This window comes from Allobosea sp. BE125 (assembly GCF_031456075.1).
In the GTDB taxonomy this organism is placed as follows: Bacteria; Pseudomonadota; Alphaproteobacteria; order Rhizobiales; family Beijerinckiaceae; genus Allobosea.
Genome location: NZ_JAVDTY010000001.1, coordinates 414,910 through 430,139 on the forward strand (window position 1 = coordinate 414,910; position 15,230 = coordinate 430,139).

At 65.9% G+C, this 15,230-nt stretch carries 14 protein-coding genes; 6 read left to right on the forward strand and 8 right to left on the reverse strand.

Annotated elements, in window-relative coordinates; translation table 11 throughout:
* Positions 1-9: 9 nt before the first annotated feature.
* A complete protein-coding gene (locus J2Y55_RS01895) occupies positions 10-675 on the reverse strand; it encodes an FCD domain-containing protein (protein WP_310147082.1) in 666 nt (221 codons plus the stop codon).
* A 210-nt stretch (positions 676-885) separates the two neighbouring features.
* Between J2Y55_RS01895 and J2Y55_RS01900 the strand changes: the two genes are divergently transcribed.
* From J2Y55_RS01900 to J2Y55_RS01910, 3 genes are all read left to right on the forward strand, one after another.
* Entirely contained in the window at positions 886-1,947 is a 1,062-nt protein-coding gene (locus J2Y55_RS01900) for an ABC transporter ATP-binding protein (RefSeq protein WP_310147084.1), read from the forward strand.
* Between the two features lie 84 nt (positions 1,948-2,031).
* Entirely contained in the window at positions 2,032-3,060 is a 1,029-nt protein-coding gene (locus tag J2Y55_RS01905; protein ID WP_310147087.1) for an ABC transporter substrate-binding protein, read from the forward strand.
* Positions 3,061-3,175: 115 nt separating this feature from the next.
* Positions 3,176-4,906: an ABC transporter permease gene (locus tag J2Y55_RS01910; RefSeq protein WP_310147089.1), complete on the forward strand. Its 1,731-nt coding sequence runs from the start codon at positions 3,176-3,178 to the stop codon at positions 4,904-4,906.
* Here J2Y55_RS01910 and J2Y55_RS01915 read toward each other — a convergent pair whose 3' ends face one another.
* Positions 4,907-5,593 carry an FCD domain-containing protein gene (locus J2Y55_RS01915; RefSeq protein ID WP_310147091.1) on the reverse strand — a complete coding sequence of 229 codons (687 nt, stop codon included), beginning with the start codon at positions 5,591-5,593 and terminating at the stop codon, positions 4,907-4,909. It abuts the gene before it with no gap.
* A 136-nt stretch (positions 5,594-5,729) separates the two neighbouring features.
* Between J2Y55_RS01915 and J2Y55_RS01920 the strand changes: the two genes are divergently transcribed.
* Both J2Y55_RS01920 and J2Y55_RS01925 read left to right on the forward strand, forming a co-directional pair.
* Positions 5,730-7,148, forward strand: a complete 1,419-nt coding sequence (locus tag J2Y55_RS01920; protein WP_310147093.1) for an MmgE/PrpD family protein — start codon at positions 5,730-5,732, stop codon at positions 7,146-7,148.
* Positions 7,149-7,150: 2 nt separating this feature from the next.
* Positions 7,151-8,218, forward strand: coding sequence for an isocitrate/isopropylmalate dehydrogenase family protein (locus tag J2Y55_RS01925; RefSeq protein WP_310147095.1), 1,068 nt, complete (start codon positions 7,151-7,153; stop codon positions 8,216-8,218).
* A gap of 23 nt (positions 8,219-8,241) precedes the next feature.
* Here the strand turns inward: J2Y55_RS01925 and J2Y55_RS01930 are convergent, their stop codons facing one another.
* Together J2Y55_RS01930 and J2Y55_RS01935 are read right to left on the reverse strand one after the other, a co-directional pair.
* Positions 8,242-9,843, reverse strand: coding sequence for a rhodanese-like domain-containing protein (locus J2Y55_RS01930; protein WP_310147097.1), 1,602 nt, complete (start codon positions 9,841-9,843; stop codon positions 8,242-8,244).
* Positions 9,843-10,808, reverse strand: coding sequence for an alpha/beta fold hydrolase (locus tag J2Y55_RS01935; protein ID WP_310147099.1), 966 nt, complete (start codon positions 10,806-10,808; stop codon positions 9,843-9,845). Before J2Y55_RS01935 ends, J2Y55_RS01930 begins: the two co-directional genes overlap by 1 nt.
* Before the next feature lie 78 nt (positions 10,809-10,886).
* Here J2Y55_RS01935 and J2Y55_RS01940 point away from each other — a divergent pair, with 78 nt between their 5' ends.
* A complete protein-coding gene (locus J2Y55_RS01940) occupies positions 10,887-11,933 on the forward strand; it encodes a PdxA family dehydrogenase (protein WP_310147101.1) in 1,047 nt (348 codons plus the stop codon).
* On the opposite strand, the gene J2Y55_RS01945 is transcribed toward J2Y55_RS01940, so the two are convergent.
* The 4 genes from J2Y55_RS01945 to J2Y55_RS01960 are packed head-to-tail and all read right to left on the reverse strand — an operon-like array spanning position 11,918 to position 15,210.
* Positions 11,918-12,619, reverse strand: coding sequence for an ABC transporter ATP-binding protein (locus tag J2Y55_RS01945; RefSeq protein WP_310147103.1), 702 nt, complete (start codon positions 12,617-12,619; stop codon positions 11,918-11,920). The two genes, J2Y55_RS01940 and J2Y55_RS01945, sit on opposite strands and share 16 nt — an antisense overlap.
* Entirely contained in the window at positions 12,606-13,394 is a 789-nt protein-coding gene (locus J2Y55_RS01950; protein WP_310147105.1) for an ABC transporter ATP-binding protein, read from the reverse strand. The genes J2Y55_RS01945 and J2Y55_RS01950 overlap by 14 nt, the downstream gene beginning before the upstream one ends.
* Positions 13,391-14,338 (reverse strand): branched-chain amino acid ABC transporter permease, encoded by a 948-nt coding sequence (locus tag J2Y55_RS01955; protein ID WP_310147107.1) that lies wholly within the window; start codon positions 14,336-14,338, stop codon positions 13,391-13,393. Before J2Y55_RS01955 ends, J2Y55_RS01950 begins: the two co-directional genes overlap by 4 nt.
* Entirely contained in the window at positions 14,338-15,210 is an 873-nt protein-coding gene (locus tag J2Y55_RS01960; protein ID WP_310147109.1) for a branched-chain amino acid ABC transporter permease, read from the reverse strand. The genes J2Y55_RS01955 and J2Y55_RS01960 overlap by 1 nt, the downstream gene beginning before the upstream one ends.
* Positions 15,211-15,230 lie beyond the last annotated feature (20 nt).

A 15,230-nucleotide genomic window follows, 5' to 3' on the forward strand; every position in this document is an offset into this window, starting at 1 on the left:
AGGTCCCTCTCAAGTCAGATGGTTCGCCATCAGGCGTGTCTTGGCCGTGGCCACATGGTTGAAATGAGCGGCATAGGCGCGGGCGGGGTCGTGCGCGGCGATGGCCTCGACCATCTCGTGATGCTCTTCGTTGGAGGCGTGCACGGAATCCGCCAGCATCAGGTTGCGGGTGCGGTAGAGCCGCAATTGCTTGACGAGCGCCAGGTAATGCGTGGCGAGCGTGGCGTTGCCGGCGCGGGTGACGATCGCTTCGTGCAGCGCGAAATTCTCGGCGATGTAGGTCTCGAAATCGTCGCGCGCGACGGCTTCGTCCATGGCCGCGACATGGCTGCGCAGGCGCTCCACATCCGCTGCGCTGGCCCGGATGGCGAGACATTGCCCGGCGAGGGCGAAAAGCGCGGCGCGCACGTCGTAGATCTCGGCGGCTTGCGCGGCTGTGAGCCGTCGCACGAAGACGCCACGGTTGGGAATGGTGTCGATCAAGCCGGTGCGGTCGAGTGAGCGCAGGGCCTCGCGAATGGGACCGCGGCTGATGCCGAAACGCAGGGCCAGCGCCTGCTCGTTGATCTTGTCGCCGGGGGCGTATTCGCCGCCCAGGATCACGCGCTCGATCTCCTGCTCGATCAGCATCGGCAGGGAGCGATCCCTCAACATCTCGATGGCCTGGGCGAGCATTGGCTTTCCTTCCTCGGCAATCGTGGGTAAAATGTCATCTGAAGAATGTCAACAATCTGCAAAATGAAATGCTTATTGTTGACAATCTAGCCGAGGGTCCGTAGCCTTCGGTCGATAGCTCACACAGAGGCGGACATAGCCCGGCGTAATGCCGGATGATGTGCAACGCCCGGGCTCATCTTGCGACGAAACGGCGTCTGGGAGGATGCATTGGCGTTTCTGGAGCTGGCCGACCTCACCATGCGCTATGGCGCGCTGACCGTGGTCGATCGCGTCGACCTCAAAGTCGAGAAGGGCGATCTCGTCTGCCTGCTCGGGCCATCGGGCTGCGGCAAGACGACGACGCTGCGACTGATCGCAGGCTTCATCACACCCAAGGGCGGTGAGATCCACGTCGGCGGACGCACGATCTCGTCCGCCGGATGGAGCGAGCCGCCGGAGCGGCGAGGCATGTCGATGATCTTCCAGAGCTATGCGCTCTGGCCGCATATGACGGTTCGCGAGAATATCGGTTACGGCCTGATGCTCCGGAAGATGTCGGCCGCCGAGATCGCGCGGCTCGTCGACAAGATTCTCGACGTGACGCGATTGAAGGCGCTTGCCGAGCGCTATCCCGGAGAGCTTTCGGGCGGGCAGCAGCAGCGCGTCTCACTGGCCCGCGCGCTCGTCGTCGAGCCCGAGATCCTGCTGCTGGATGAGCCGCTCTCCAATCTCGACGCCAATCTGCGCGAGGAGATGCGCTTCGAGATCCGCCGCCTGCACGATGCCTTCCGCTACACCACGGTCTATGTGACGCATGATCAGGCCGAGGCCATGACCACGGCCGATCTGATCGTCGTGATGAACCAGGGGCGCATCGAGCAGGCCGGGAGTCCCGAGGAGATCTACGAGCGGCCGCAATCGGAATTCGTCGCGCGCTTCCTTGGCGGCACCAATATCCTGAAGGGCCGCTGGCTCGATGCCGACACGGTGGAATGCGGTCCGCTGAAACTGCGCTGCGGCGCCGGCGACTTCTCCGCCGGCGGGGACGGCGTCGTCTCGGTGCGCCACCACGACATCGTGCTGGACTCTAAGCCCCAGGGCGACGGCCCCAACCGAACGCAGGGCACGGTCCTGCGCCAGGTCTATCTCGGCTCGCATCGCGACTACCTGATCGAGCTTCCAGGCGGCGCGCAGATTCGCACGGTGGCCGAGCCTCATCTGTCCATCGATCGCGGCCAGCCCGTCTGGCTGCACTTTCCGCAGGAGTATTGCCGCGCCCTGGCTCGCTGAACGAGGGGCCAAAGGCCATTTAGCCAACGATAAAAATCGGGAGAAACGAGAATGAAACGCCCAAGGTTCGACAGACGCTCCGTTATGGCCGGCCTTCTTCTCTCCACGGCTCTCGGCGGTTTGCCTGCTTTCGCCCAGGCCCCTGCACCCTATGACGTCACGCCGGCGCTGATCGAGGCGGCGAAGAAGGAGGGCACCGTCACCTTCTATACCGCCACCGATGTCGTGGTTGCCGAGCGGGTCGGCAGCGCCTTCGAGGCGAAATATCCCGGCATCAAGGTCAAGGTCGAGCGCTCAGGCGCGGAACGCGTGTTCCAGCGCCTCAGCCAGGAATATGGCAGCTCGATCTACAACGCCGATGTGGTGGAAACCTCGGATGCGGTGCACTTCGTGCTGTTCAAGCGCAATGGCTGGCTGGCTCAGGCCGTGCCGGCCGAGGTCGCCAAGGACTGGCCGAAGGAGGCCAGAGATCCGGACGGCTACTACGCCGCCTATCGCGCGCATCTCTCGGTCATCGGCTACAATACCAAGCAGGTGAAGCCGGAGGAGGCGCCCAAGAGCCATGCCGACCTGCTCAACCCGAAATGGCGCGGCCGCATCGTAAAAGCCCATCCCGGCTATTCCGGCACGGTGATGACCGGGACCGACGTGCTGAGCCAGGCGCTCGGCTGGGATTTCTTCGAGAAGCTCGGCAAGCAGCGCATCATGCAGGTGCAGTCATCGACCGAGCCGCCGAAGAAACTGGCCCAGGGCGAGCGCTCCATCGAGGCTGACGGCAACGAATACAACATGTTCATGCTGAAGGAGAGCGGCGTTCCCGTCGAGATCGTCTATGCGACGGAGGGCACGCCGATCGCCATCGGCCATAGCGGCCTGCTCAAGAACGCGCCGCATCCCAATGCCGCGAAGCTGTTCTACTCCTTCCTGTTCGACCAGGAGACGCAGCAGCTCAACAGCGATTTCGGTGGGCTGCGTTCCTTCCACCCACGCGTCAAGGAGAAGGAGACGCGCACGCCGCTCTCCAAGATCAAGCTGCTCTATTCCGACCCGGTCAAGCTCGAGCCCAATATCGAGATGATCAAGAAGAAATACGAAGAGTATTTCGGCACCTGATCCGGTCGCGGCTGTCCTTCCGCGGCGCGGGCGTTCCGCGCCGTCCTTTCGCCTGATGACGAGATCGGCGCTCGGCGTTTTTTACGTCGCGTGCTGGCTGCGCACGGAGATCCGCATGACCGCGATAACCGGGATCGACGCCGGGATTCCCACGCGCCGCATCACTTTCGACTGGTCGCGGCCGATCTTCGTGCTGCTCACGGTGATCCTGGCGGTGCTGGTGGTGTTGCCGCTCGGCTGGCTCGGCTATTACGCGGTGACGGATCAGGCGGGCAGCCTGAGCCTCGCCAATTTCAGGGCGCTGGTCACCGATGCGACGCTGCGCCGACCCTTCATCATCGCCATCACCATGTCGCTGAGCGTCGGGGCGATGTCATGCGTCATCGCGGTGCCGCTCGCCTGGATCGTGGCGCGCACCGACATGCCGGGCCGCTCCATGGTGCGCGGGCTCGTCATGGCGTCCTTCGTGACGCCGCCCTTCCTCGGCGCCATCGCCTGGGAGATTCTCGCCGCGCCCAATAGCGGCATCATCAATGCCGTTTATCGCTGGCTGTTCGGTCTGGATCCTTACGAATACCTCGTCGACATCTACACGCTCTCGGGGCTGGTTTTCGCCATCTCCTGCTACACGTTTCCCTATGTCTTCACATTGGTGACCAACGCGCTCGAACGTGTACCGACCGAGCTGGAGGAGGCCTCCGCCATCCTCGGCGGCGGCCTTTGGCCGACCTTGCGCAAGGTGACGATCCCGCTCGTGCTGCCCGCCATGCTCGCCGGCTCGCTCATCGCGATCTTGCAGGCGCTGACGATGTTCGGCTCGCCCGCCATCCTGGCCTTGCCGGCAAATTTCCATGTCATCACCACCAAGATCTGGAGCCTGTTCCAGTATCCGCCCAAGCCAGGGCTTGCTGCCGCGGCCGCGCTGCCGCTGCTTCTCGTCACCATCCTGTTGCTGTGGACGCAGCGGCGCATCCTCGGCCGGCGCGGCTACACCACGCTCGGCGGCAAGAGCGGGAGCGTGCGCATCACCGTGCTCGGGCGCTGGAAATGGCTGGCGCTCGGCTTCACTTTCCTCATCCTCTCGCTGACGGTGCTGATGCCCTATGCGGCACTTGTGAAGACCGCGCTCACCCGCACCGTGGCCGAACCGCTCACCTTCGAGAGTTTCACGCTCCATCATATCTGGTTCGTGTTCTTCGAGTTCTCCGCGACGCAACTCGCGCTGCGCAACACCTTTCTGCTCGGCTTCCTGACGGCGACCATCGGCACGGCGATCGCGCTCGTCGTGGCCTATCTCGTCACGCGCGGCACCTCGCGGGCGGCGCCTTATCTCGGCTATCTCGCGACCGCGCCGATCGCGATTCCCGGCATCGTGCTCGGTGTCGGGCTCTTCCTCAGCTATTCCAGCCCGATCCTGCCGCTTTACGGCACGCTCTGGATCCTGCTGATCGCCTTCCTGACCATCGAGATGCCGGCGGGCTACCAGCAGCTCTCCTCGGCCTTCAAAAGCGTGCATGTCGAGCTGGAGGAGGCGGGGCGCATTCTGGGTGCGACGCGGATGATGACGCTGCGCACCATCACCGCGCCGCTGCTGCGCTCCAATGTCGTGGCGGCCTGGTGCTTCGTCTTCATCGGCACGATCCGCGAACTCTCCGCCACGATCCTGCTGACGACGGCGGACACCAAGCTCGTCTCGGTGATCATCTACGACCTGAACGAATCCGGTGATCTCGGCGCGATCTCCGTGCTCGGGATCATGCTGCTGATGGTCTCGTTCGCCGTCGTGTTCCTCGCCAATCGCCTGCCGCTTCTCGGGGGCGTGAGAGTGGGACCGGTCCGTGGCTGATCAGGTGTCGGGATAATGGCCGAGTGGGCCAAACAGCGCGTTGCGGCTGATCAGGACATGCTCCTCCAATGCAGCTTCGGCCCCGGCAGGGTCACGTGCAGCGATGCGTTCGAGGATGGCGCGGTGCTCGTCATTGGAGGTCATCATCCGGCCCGGCATGTCGAGGGTGCGGCGGCGCAGCAGATGCATTTCGCGGTGGATCGCGGCGCATTCGGCCGCCAGGCGGGCATTGCCGCCGAATTCGACGATGGCCTCGTGAAAGCGCAGATTGCCAGGATAGAAGCTGTTCAGGTCGCCGGCCGCCATGGCGGCGTCCATCTCCTCGACATAGCCGGTGAGGATCGCGACCTGCTCGTCGGTGACGATCGGCGCCAGCAGCCGGCCGGCCAGGCCATAGAGCGCTGCCCGGATCTCGTAGAGTTCTGCCGCCTCGCGCCCGTCGAGCGCGCGGATGAACACGCCGCGGTTGACGACGACATTCACCAGTCCGCTCTGCTCCAGCCCGCGGCAGGCCTCGCGGATCGGCCCCCGGCTGACCCCCAGCTTGGCGGCGAGCGCATTCTCGTTGAGCCGCTCGCCGGCGCTCAGCTCGCCCCGCTCGATCATCTGCTCCAGCTCGCGGCGGATGATCGAGGTCAGCGACTGGTTGCGGCGAAGCTGCAGGGCGGAATCGATGTCGAGACTCATGCCATGGGGTTCCTGCAATGGGTTCCGTGCGGTTGCCTCAATCTATCAGCCGCGGCTCGCGGATGCCATCGAATCTCAAACTGTTGACAATCGGCAAAAGACAATTAGACGCTGATGATCAATCCTGGAGGACGCCATGAAGACGCCCGATAATCTTTCGCCTTCGGATAACGGCCTGACGCGCTATGTCGCGAGCTTCATCTGCGAGGCTTCGCCGGCGGATCTGCCCGGCGATGTCGTCGCGCTCGGCAAGAAATCGATCCTCGACGGGCTTGGGCTGGCGCTGTCGGGCTCGGTTGCCCATAGCGGCGAATATGTCCGCCGGCATTTGAGGGATCTGAACCTCGCCGAGGGGCCGGCGACCGTGATCGGCTCGAAACTGAAGGTCGCGCCGCGTTTCGCCGCCTTCGCCAACGGCGTCGGCATTCATGCGGATGATTACGACGACACCCAGCTCGCCGTGGCCAAGGACCGGGTTTACGGCCTGCTCACCCATCCGACCGCACCCGCGCTGCCGGCAGCACTTGCGATGGGCGAGGCGAAGGGCGCCAGTGGGCGCGAGGTGATGCTCGCCTATCATCTGGGCGTCGAGGTGGAGTGCAAGATCGCCGAGGCGATCAACCCGCGCCACTACCAGACCGGCTTTCACGCGACCGCCACTTGCGGCACCTTCGCGGCAGCCGCCGCCAGCGCCAAGCTGATGGGGCTCAATCTCGACCAGACCTTGCGGGCGCTTTCCATCGCCGGAAGCCAGTCGGCCGGCCTGCGCGAGAATTTCGGCACGATGACAAAACCCTTCCATGCCGGGCGCTCGTCGGAGAGCGGCGTCGCGGCAGCCCAGTTCGCCGAATATGGCTGGAGCGCCACGGACAAGATCCTGGAGGCGCCGCGCGGCTTCTTTCGCGCCGCCGGCGGCGGCTATGACGAGGCTGCGATCCTGAACCAGCTCGGCGCGCCCTGGACCTTCGCGACGCCGGGTATCTCGATCAAGCCGCATCCGTCGGGCTCGCTCACCCATCCCGGCATGACCGAGATGCTGCGCCTCATCCGCGAGAACAAGATCGTCGCTGGCGAGGTCGAGCGGGTTCGCATCGGCACCAACCACAACATGCCCAATGCCCTGATCCACCACCGCCCAACCAATGAGCTCCAGGCCAAGTTCTCGATGGAGTTCTGCATGGCGGCCCTCCTGATCGAGGGCAAAGCCGGCCTTGCCGAGTTCACCGACGAGGTGGTCAACCGCCCCGACATCAAGGCGATGATCGAGCGGATCGATTTCGTCGTCGACGAGGAGGCGGAGGCCGCCGGCTACGACAAGATGACGACCCTCATCGCCATCACGCTGAAGGGCGGCCGGACGATCTCGGGCCGGGCGGATTTCGGCAAGGGCAGCCCGACCAACCCGATGAGCTACGAGGAGGTCTCCGACAAATTCCGCGAGACCGCCGGCTTCGCCAGGCTCGCGCCGGAGCGGATCGAAGAGGTGATCGCGCTGGTGCGCGATCTGGAGACGCTGCCTTCGATCGAGCGCCTGATGGCGCCCTTGCGGCTGTGACCATGGCCCAGCTCACCATCGGCGTCCTCGACGGGGACGATATCGGCCACGAGATCGTGCCGGCGGCCGTGGCGGTGGTGAAAGCTGCCGCTGCCCGGCATGGGCTGGAGATCGACTGGCGGCCAATGCCGATCGGCCGCGCCGCGCTCGACAGCCACGGCACGACGATGCCCGAGGGCACATTGGAGACGCTCGCGACCTTCGATGGCTTCATTCTCGGCCCGATCGGCCATCAGGCCTATCCGAAGGGTCCGGGCGCGATCAATCCGCATCCGATCCTGCGCAAGCATTTCGACCTGTTCGCCAATGTCCGCCCGACGCGCTCCTATCCCGGCATCGGCTGCATCTATGACGATATCGACCTCGTCATCGTGCGCGAGAACAACGAAGGCTTCCAGCCGGACCGCAATGTGGTGATGGGCTCCGGCGAGTTCAGGCCCAATGACGACCTGACCATCTCGGTGCGCGTCATCTCGCGCAAGGGCAGCCGCAAGGTCGCACGCGCCGCCCTCGATATTGCCCGCTCGCGCAAGAAGCGCCTGACGCTCGTGCACAAGAACACCGTGTTCAAGCTCGGCTGCGGCATGTTCGTGGAAAGCTGCTACGAGGTCGCGCGCGACTATCCCGACGTCACGGTCGACGAGGTGATCGTCGATACTTTCGCCATGCGCCTGATCCGTGATCCGCAGAGTTTCGACACGGTGGTGACGACGAATATGTTCGGCGACATCCTGACCGACGAGGCTGCGGGACTCGTCGGTGGGCTCGGCATGGCGCCGGGCCTGTGCATCGGGGAGGGCGGGCTGGCCATGGCGCAGGCGACGCATGGCTCGGCCCCCGATATCGCGGGCAAGGACCTCGCCAACCCCTATGCGATGATCGAATCGGCGCGGATGCTGATCGAGCATCTCGGCCGCGCCAGGACGCTCCCGCAGGCGCGGGACGCAGCGCAAACGATGCAGGGTGCGATCGACAAGGCGCTGGCCTCGCCGGAGACGCGCACGCGCGACATCCGCGGCACGGCCGGCACGCGGGCCATGACCGAGGCGATCGTCAGCGCGATCGGCTAGGGCATCCAAAAGTGAGAGCAGGATCAACGCGAAAAACCGGTTCCCACTTTTTCGCATCCTGCTCTGAGGTCGATCGCATCCAGCCGGTACTCGTTCCGCTCGGCGTCGTCGAGCTGGGCGAGGAGGCCCATTTCCCAGGCGAGGTAGCGTCGGGCGGCATCGAGATTGCCGTCATGCCGGTCATGCACGAAGAACAGGAAGTCGATCGCCTCAGCGTCAGCGGGGGCGTCCAGTGAGGTTTCCAGGGCAAGCCCGGCATCGCGCCAGGCCTGCGCATCGCCCGCGATCCTGTGCGAGGAGACAGCGCCGGCCTCGATCAGGTCGATGGCGGCCAAGGCCGTGGTGCTCGTGTCCCCGACCAGCAGGACGCGGCGGCCGGCCACCGCCGGCGGCCGAGGCCGGATCGACCATGCAGCGCCGGGCAGATGCCCCGCGCGATAGTCGAACGAGCTGCGCAGATCGAGCAGGAGGTCGCCATTCTGGGCGCACGAGACAGCTTCGCTCGCCGTGACCTCAGGCAGTGCGGCAGGATGCAGCTGTCCAAAGGGCTCGACGGGCAGGCGCCAATCGGCGGGCCAAGTGTCGATGCCGGCGAGCACATAGGTCTCGTAGCCGAGCTGGCGCAGCCAGAAGGCGGCGAGCGCCGCCCGCAAGCCGGTGTCGTCGGCAAGGATCACGCGGGCGCGGCGCACGCCGATCCACTGGTCCGTGGCCTGGACGAGCTGGCCGCCCGGCGCGGGTGGCGCCGCGGCGTGCGGCGCGGCCGAATGCTCGGCGGGATCGCGCACATCGAGGAGATAGGTCGTCCGGCCCGGCTCGCACGCAAGCTTCTCGGCTTCGGCGCGATCGATCTGCCGGAGGCCGTGTGCCGCCATGAAGGCGTCGGCGCGCTGCCGGCTTGCCGCGGCCTGCGCAGCCGGCAGGGGCGCCGCGGCCCGGCCATGTGCCAGCGTGCGGCCCGACAAGGCCCAGCCCTGAGTGCCGTTCTCCAATGCGAGCACAGGCAATCCCGGTTGCACGAGCGCGAGGCCTGCCGCCCCGATGATGCTGCGTGTGCGCCCGGCGCAATTGATCACGACCGGGCCGCCATCCGAGGCGAGCGCCTCCCAGCGATGACCCGCCTCGCCATTGGGCATGGAGCGCGATCCGGGAATGGTCATCTTGGCGAATTCGACCGCGGGGCGGCCGTCGAACAGCTGGAAGGGCCGATGCTCGCTCCGCCACGCCTCGAGAGCATCCGGTCCGATAGCGGGACTATGCCACTGCGCCTCGACCAGCTCGCCCAGCGTCTTGCTCGGCAGGTTCACGCCCTTGAACAGGGTGTAGCCTGCGGCCGCCCAGGCCGGCGCGCCACCGTCGATCCAGTCAATCTCTGCATAGCCCAGCGCGGCCAGACGCGCCGCAGCGCGCGGTGCCACACCGTCGCCCCCGTCGACCAGGATGATCGGCACGTCACGGCGCGGCACCAGAGCCGTGACCACGGTCTCGAGCCGGCTATAGGGGCAGGGGACGGCGAGGAAGGGGTGGCCCTCGCCGTATTGGCCGTGCTCGCGCAGATCGAGGCAGGCGATTTCGGCGGGCGCATGCAGGCGCCGTTTCGCCTGATGCGGATCGATCGCAGCCATCAGGCGGCTTCGCTGTAGGGCGCGGGTTCCCGGCCTGAGAAGAACGCGTGGAAGGTGGCGTAGACGAGGTCGGGCCGGTGCTCGGCCGGGTAATGCCCGGTCGGGATCGCCCAGCCGCGCAGGTCGTGCGCCCATTCGCTCCAAGCCTCGATCGGTCTGAAATGCCGGCCGCAATGGCTGTTCGAGCCCCAGAGCACGAGGACCGGGCAGTCGATCCTACGCTTGCCGTAATCGGCCGTGTCCATGGCGAGGTCGAGGGTCACCGTGGCGCGGTAGTCCTCGCAAACGGCGTGGATCTGCTCCGGCGTCGTGCAGCGCGCATAATCGGCCAGCGCCTCGGGCGTGAAGATCTCGAGCCCGACGCCTTTCTTGTTGAGCTTGTAGCGGATGTAATAATCGAGATCGGCGCAGATCAAGCGCTCGGGGAAGGGCGCCTTCTGCGCCATGAAGAACCAGTGATAGGATTCCAGCCCCCAACCCAGGCTGACATGGGTCAGGACATGGTGGGTCGGCACGATGTCGAGCGCTGCCAGCGCCGTGACGCGATGCGGCTGGTCGAGTGCCATGCGGAAGGCGACGCGCGCGCCTCGGTCGTGCCCCGCAATCGCGAAGCTGTCGAAGCCCAGCGCGTCCATCACGTCGAAATTGTCCTCGCCCATGGCGCGGAAGCTGTATTCGGAATGGTCCCCGCCGCCCTCCGGCTTGGAGCTGTCGCCATAGCCGCGCAGGTCGGTCGCCACCACGGTGAAGCTCTGCGCCAGCGAGGGCGCGATCTTGTGCCAGCTCGCCAGGTTGAGCGGATTGCCATGGATCAGCAGGAGCGGCGGCCCGCTGCCGGCGATGGCGACCTCGATCTCGGCGCCGCGGGTGCGGATCCTGCGCCGCTCGAAGCCCGCCATCAGCACAGGGCCATGTGGCAATAAAGGTGGCCGGCTCGTGCCGCCATCCGATCGTTCCAGCATCATCGGCATTGCTCCTCGCCAGATCCCATGCGATGAATATCATATTGTCGACAATAAGCATCTTGAATCTAGGGGGACGTCATGGCCGCCATGCAAGACAAGCCTCGCCTCGGCCTCCTCCTTGGAGACGCGACCGGCATCGGCCCCGAGATCGCGGCCAAGGTGCTGGTCGATGGCGGCTGGCGCGATCATGTGCGGCTGGTTGCGATCGGCGACCGGCGCGTGCTGGAGCAGGGCGCGCGCGATGCCGGGGTGCATTTGCGCTGGAGCAGCGTCACGGAAGGCAGCGAGATCGATTGGAACGCGCCTGAGGTTCCGCTGATCGATCTCGGCAATGCCGATCCCGCTTCGCTTGGGCGGGGAGCGATGTCAGCCGAATCCGGTCGCATAACCGGTGAGACGCTGGCCCATGCGATCGGCCTCGCGCAGGCGGGCAAGCTCGACGCCATCACCTTCGCCCCGCTCAACAAGGCGGCGATGTTCGCGGGCGGCTGGCGCTTTCCCGACGAGCACAAGCTGTTCGCGCATCTGCTGAAGCATCAGGGCTATTTCTCGGAGATGAACGTGCTCGACGGCCAGTGGATGTCGCGCGTGACCTCCCATGTCTCGCTGCGCGAAGCGCTTGACCTGATCGATGCGCGCGCGATCACGGATGCGGTGGAGCTGGTGGACCGGATGATGAAAAGCGCCGGCATCGCAAAACCGCGCATCGCCGTTGCCGCGCTCAATCCTCATGCCGGCGAAAACGGCCTGTTCGGCCGCGACGAGATCGAACTGATCCGCCCGACGGTGGAGCGGATCGCGGCGACAGGCATCGCCTGCACCGGCCCCTATCCCGCAGATACCGTCTATATCCGCGCCTTCGCCGGCGAGTTCGACAGCGTCGTTGCGATGTATCACGACCAGGGCCAGATCGCGACGAAGCTGAAGGGCTTCAACCGCGGCGTCACGGTGACGGCCGGGCTCGAAATCGTTTTCACCACGCCCGCCCATGGCACGGCCTTCGATATCGTCGGCAAGGGCATGGCCTCGCCCGGCGCACTCCAGACCGCCATTGAACTGGCCGGCCGGCTGGCCGCGGCGCAAGCCCGTGGCCGTATAGGAAACCTCGTTCAAAGCCCGAGATAGGCAGCCCGCATCTTGGGATCGGCCAGCAATGACTGGGCCGCGCCCTGATGGACCATTTTGCCGGTCTCCAGCACATAGCCGCGATCGGCGATGGCCAGCGCTGCCGAGGCATTCTGCTCCACGAGGAGGATCGTCATCCCCTGATCCCGCAAGGAGACGACGGCATTCAGGATCTGGTCGACCAGTAGCGGTGCGAGGCCCAGCGACGGCTCGTCGAGCAGGAGCAGCTTCGGCGCGGCCATCAAGGCGCGAGCGATCGCAAGCATCTGCTGTTGCCCCCCCGACAGGCTCATCGCCGGTATGGCGCGCTTGTCCTTGAGGATCGGGAACATCGCATAGGCCTGGGCGAGCCGCTCAGCGAGGCCGGCATCCTGTCTGCGGAAGGCGCCCAGGCGCAGATTGTCCTCGACGCTGAGCGGGCCGAAGACCTGCCGCCCCTCGGGCGACTGCGCGATGCCGAGCCCGACACGAGCGTGGGCGGGCATGCGCTCGATCGGCCGCCCGTCGAACAGGATGCGCCCTCCCGTCAGCGGCTGCACGCCGGAGATGGTCCGCAGCAGCGTCGTCTTGCCGGCACCGTTCGAGCCGACCAGCGCGACGATCTCGCCCTGCGCCACGGTCAGGCTGACCTCATGCAAAACCGCGATTCGGCCATAGGCCGAGGACAACCCCTCAACCGCGAGCACGATCGGCCTCCCTGCTGCCGTGATCGCCGAGATAGGCCGCGATCACCGCCGGATCGTCGCGGACAGTGCGCGGCGTCCCTTCCGCGAGAGGGCGGCCCTGAGCCAGAACCAGGATCCGGTCGGAAATCTTCATCACCAGCTTCATGTCATGCTCGATCAGGACGACGGCCGTGCCCGACCGGGCGATCTCGACGATCAGCGCGTCGATCGCCTCGGTTTCGATGGCGTTGCAGCCGGCCGCCGGCTCGTCGAGCAGGAGCACCTTGGGCTCGGCGGCGAGCGCACGCGCGATCTCCAGGCGCTTGAGCGCGCCATAGGGCAGCGAGCCGGCATTCGCGTCGGCGTGGGCGGCAAGGCCGACACGCTCCAGCAAGGCGAGGGCGGCGTCGCGGGTCAGGCGGTTCTGCCTGGTGACATTGGGCAGGCCGAGAAGGTCCGACAGAAATGACGAGCGCTCAGTGAGATGGCGGCCGACCATGACGTTCTCTATCGTCGTCATCCGGAAAAAGATCTGCAGGTTCTGGAAGGTTCGCGCCATGCCGCGTCGCACCAGGAGATGCGGAGACAGTCCGACCATCGATTGCCCATCGAGCCGCACCTCGCCCCTTTGCGGGCGATAGATGCCCGTGACGAGGTTGAACAAGGTGGTCTTGCCGGCACCGTTGGGGCCGATGATGGAGAACACCTCGCCGGGCGAGACCGAAAAGCCGACGCCATCCACGGCGACGACGCCGCCGAAGCTGATGCCGAGATCGGAGACGCTGAGCAGGCTCATGCGAGGTGCTCCGCAAGCCAGTTGCGCAGCGACGGCACGATCCCGGTCGGCAGTACGATCATGAAGACCATGATCAGCAGGCCGAGCACGGCCTGCTCGTATTCCTGCAAGGAGGTCAGCGCCTGGGGCAGAACGATCAGGAACGCCGCACCGACGACTGCGCCGAGAACGGAACCGAGACCGCCGATGATCACCATCGCGACGAATTCGACCGAATGCATGAAGCTCGCGGCATCGGGCGTGATCAGGCCGTTCATGCAGGCAAGCAACCCACCGGCGATGGCAGCATAGATGGCAGCCGTCACGAAGGCGGCGAGCTTCTTGGCCGCGACATCGACGCCCGCGCCCGCCGCTGCGACCTCGCTGTCGTGCACGGCGCGCAGTGCCCGGCCGGATGGGCTGTCGGCGATGTTGAGCGCAATCCAGGCTCCGACGAGCAGCACGCCGGCGCTGACCCAGTACCATTGCATCGCGCCAGCGATGCGCCAGCCGAACACCGTGAGACGCGCCACCGCCATGCCGTCAGGTCCGCCCGTGACCGCGCTTTCGCTCTGGAAGATCAGCGCCAGGATGAGGCCGAAGCCGAGCGTCGCGATGGCAAGGTAATAGCCCTTCAGCCGCAGGATCGGCCGTCCGACGACATAGGCAATGACGCCCGACAATGCCGCAGCCAGAACCAGCGACAGCAGCGGCGAGAGGCCGAGATGGGTCGGGCCGATCGCCACGCCATAAGCGCCGATGCCGAGAAAACCGGCATGACCGAGGCTGACCTGCCCAGCATAACCCATCAGGATCGTCAGCCCGAGCGCGGCCAGCGCGAAAATCCAGACCAGCGCCGCCACGCGCAGATAGAAGGCCGACGGGGCGATCAGCGGCACGATCGCCATCACCAGCGCCAAGACGGCGAGCGTCGCCCAGCGCGACTGCAATGCGCTCTTGACCATCAGACGCGCTCCACGCTGCCGCCGCCGAACAGGCCGCGCGGCATGAAGAACAGCACCAGCAGGATGGCGAGGAAGGCGACGCCGTCCTTATAGGTCGAGCTGATATAGCCTGCTCCAAAGGCTTCCATCAGGCCGATCAGGACGCCGCCGACCACGGCGCCGAGCGGATGGCCCATGCCGCCCACCATCGCGGCGGCGAAGCCCTTCAAGGCGAACAAGGTGCCGATATCGTAGCGCGTCAGCGTGATCGGCGTGACGAGGACGCCGGCGATCGCGCCGATGGCGGCGGAGACGCCGAAGGCGAGCGCGAGGATGACCTTGACGTTGATCCCGACCAGACGCGCCGCAAGGCGGTTGGCGGCAGTGGCGAGCACCGCCTTGCCGAGCAGGGTCCGTTCCAGGAAGAGATAGAGGGCGATAAACAGCACGATCGCGCCACCGACGACCCAGAGGCTCTGCGGCAGGATGGTCGCGCCGCCCAAAGCGATCGGGTCCGAGCCGGTGAAGGCGGGCAGCGAGTGGAACTGCTTGTCGAAGACGATCTGGGCGACGCCCTTGATGAAGATCGAGGCGCCGATCGTGATCATGATCAACGCAACCGGCGAGGCGCCGCGCGCCGGCTCGATTGCCAGGCGATGCAGCAGCAATCCGACGGCGACCGCCGCCAGGATCGCGATGAAGGCGGCGAGCGGCAGGGACAGGCCAGCCGCTGCCAGAAACACCGTGCCCATGCCGCCGATCATGACGAAGTCGCCCTGGGCGAAATTGATCACGTCGGAGGCGTTGTAGATCAGCGTGAAGCCGAGCGCGACGAGGGCGTAGACCGCGCCGACCGTCAGGCCTGAGAAGAGAAGTTGCAGGAACTCGGCCATGGCGTCTCGCACATGCGCTG

Bases quoted from the DNA above. Each gene is read 5' to 3' on its own strand.
- J2Y55_RS01895 (WP_310147082.1), bottom strand. From the start codon at position 675: ATGCTCGCCCAGGCCATCGAGATGTTGAGGGATCGCTCCCTGCCGATG.
- J2Y55_RS01905 (WP_310147087.1), top strand. From the start codon at position 2,032: ATGGCCGGCCTTCTTCTCTCCACGGCTCTCGGCGGTTTGCCTGCTTTC.
- J2Y55_RS01910 (WP_310147089.1), top strand. From the start codon at position 3,176: ATGACCGCGATAACCGGGATCGACGCCGGGATTCCCACGCGCCGCATC.
- J2Y55_RS01915 (WP_310147091.1), bottom strand. From the start codon at position 5,593: ATGAGTCTCGACATCGATTCCGCCCTGCAGCTTCGCCGCAACCAGTCG.
- J2Y55_RS01920 (WP_310147093.1), top strand. From the start codon at position 5,730: ATGAAGACGCCCGATAATCTTTCGCCTTCGGATAACGGCCTGACGCGC.
- J2Y55_RS01925 (WP_310147095.1), top strand. From the start codon at position 7,151: ATGGCCCAGCTCACCATCGGCGTCCTCGACGGGGACGATATCGGCCAC.
- J2Y55_RS01930 (WP_310147097.1), bottom strand. From the start codon at position 9,843: ATGGCTGCGATCGATCCGCATCAGGCGAAACGGCGCCTGCATGCGCCC.
- J2Y55_RS01935 (WP_310147099.1), bottom strand. From the start codon at position 10,808: ATGATGCTGGAACGATCGGATGGCGGCACGAGCCGGCCACCTTTATTG.
- J2Y55_RS01940 (WP_310147101.1), top strand. From the start codon at position 10,887: ATGGCCGCCATGCAAGACAAGCCTCGCCTCGGCCTCCTCCTTGGAGAC.
- J2Y55_RS01950 (WP_310147105.1), bottom strand. From the start codon at position 13,394: ATGAGCCTGCTCAGCGTCTCCGATCTCGGCATCAGCTTCGGCGGCGTC.
- J2Y55_RS01955 (WP_310147107.1), bottom strand. From the start codon at position 14,338: ATGGTCAAGAGCGCATTGCAGTCGCGCTGGGCGACGCTCGCCGTCTTG.
- J2Y55_RS01960 (WP_310147109.1), bottom strand. From the start codon at position 15,210: ATGGCCGAGTTCCTGCAACTTCTCTTCTCAGGCCTGACGGTCGGCGCG.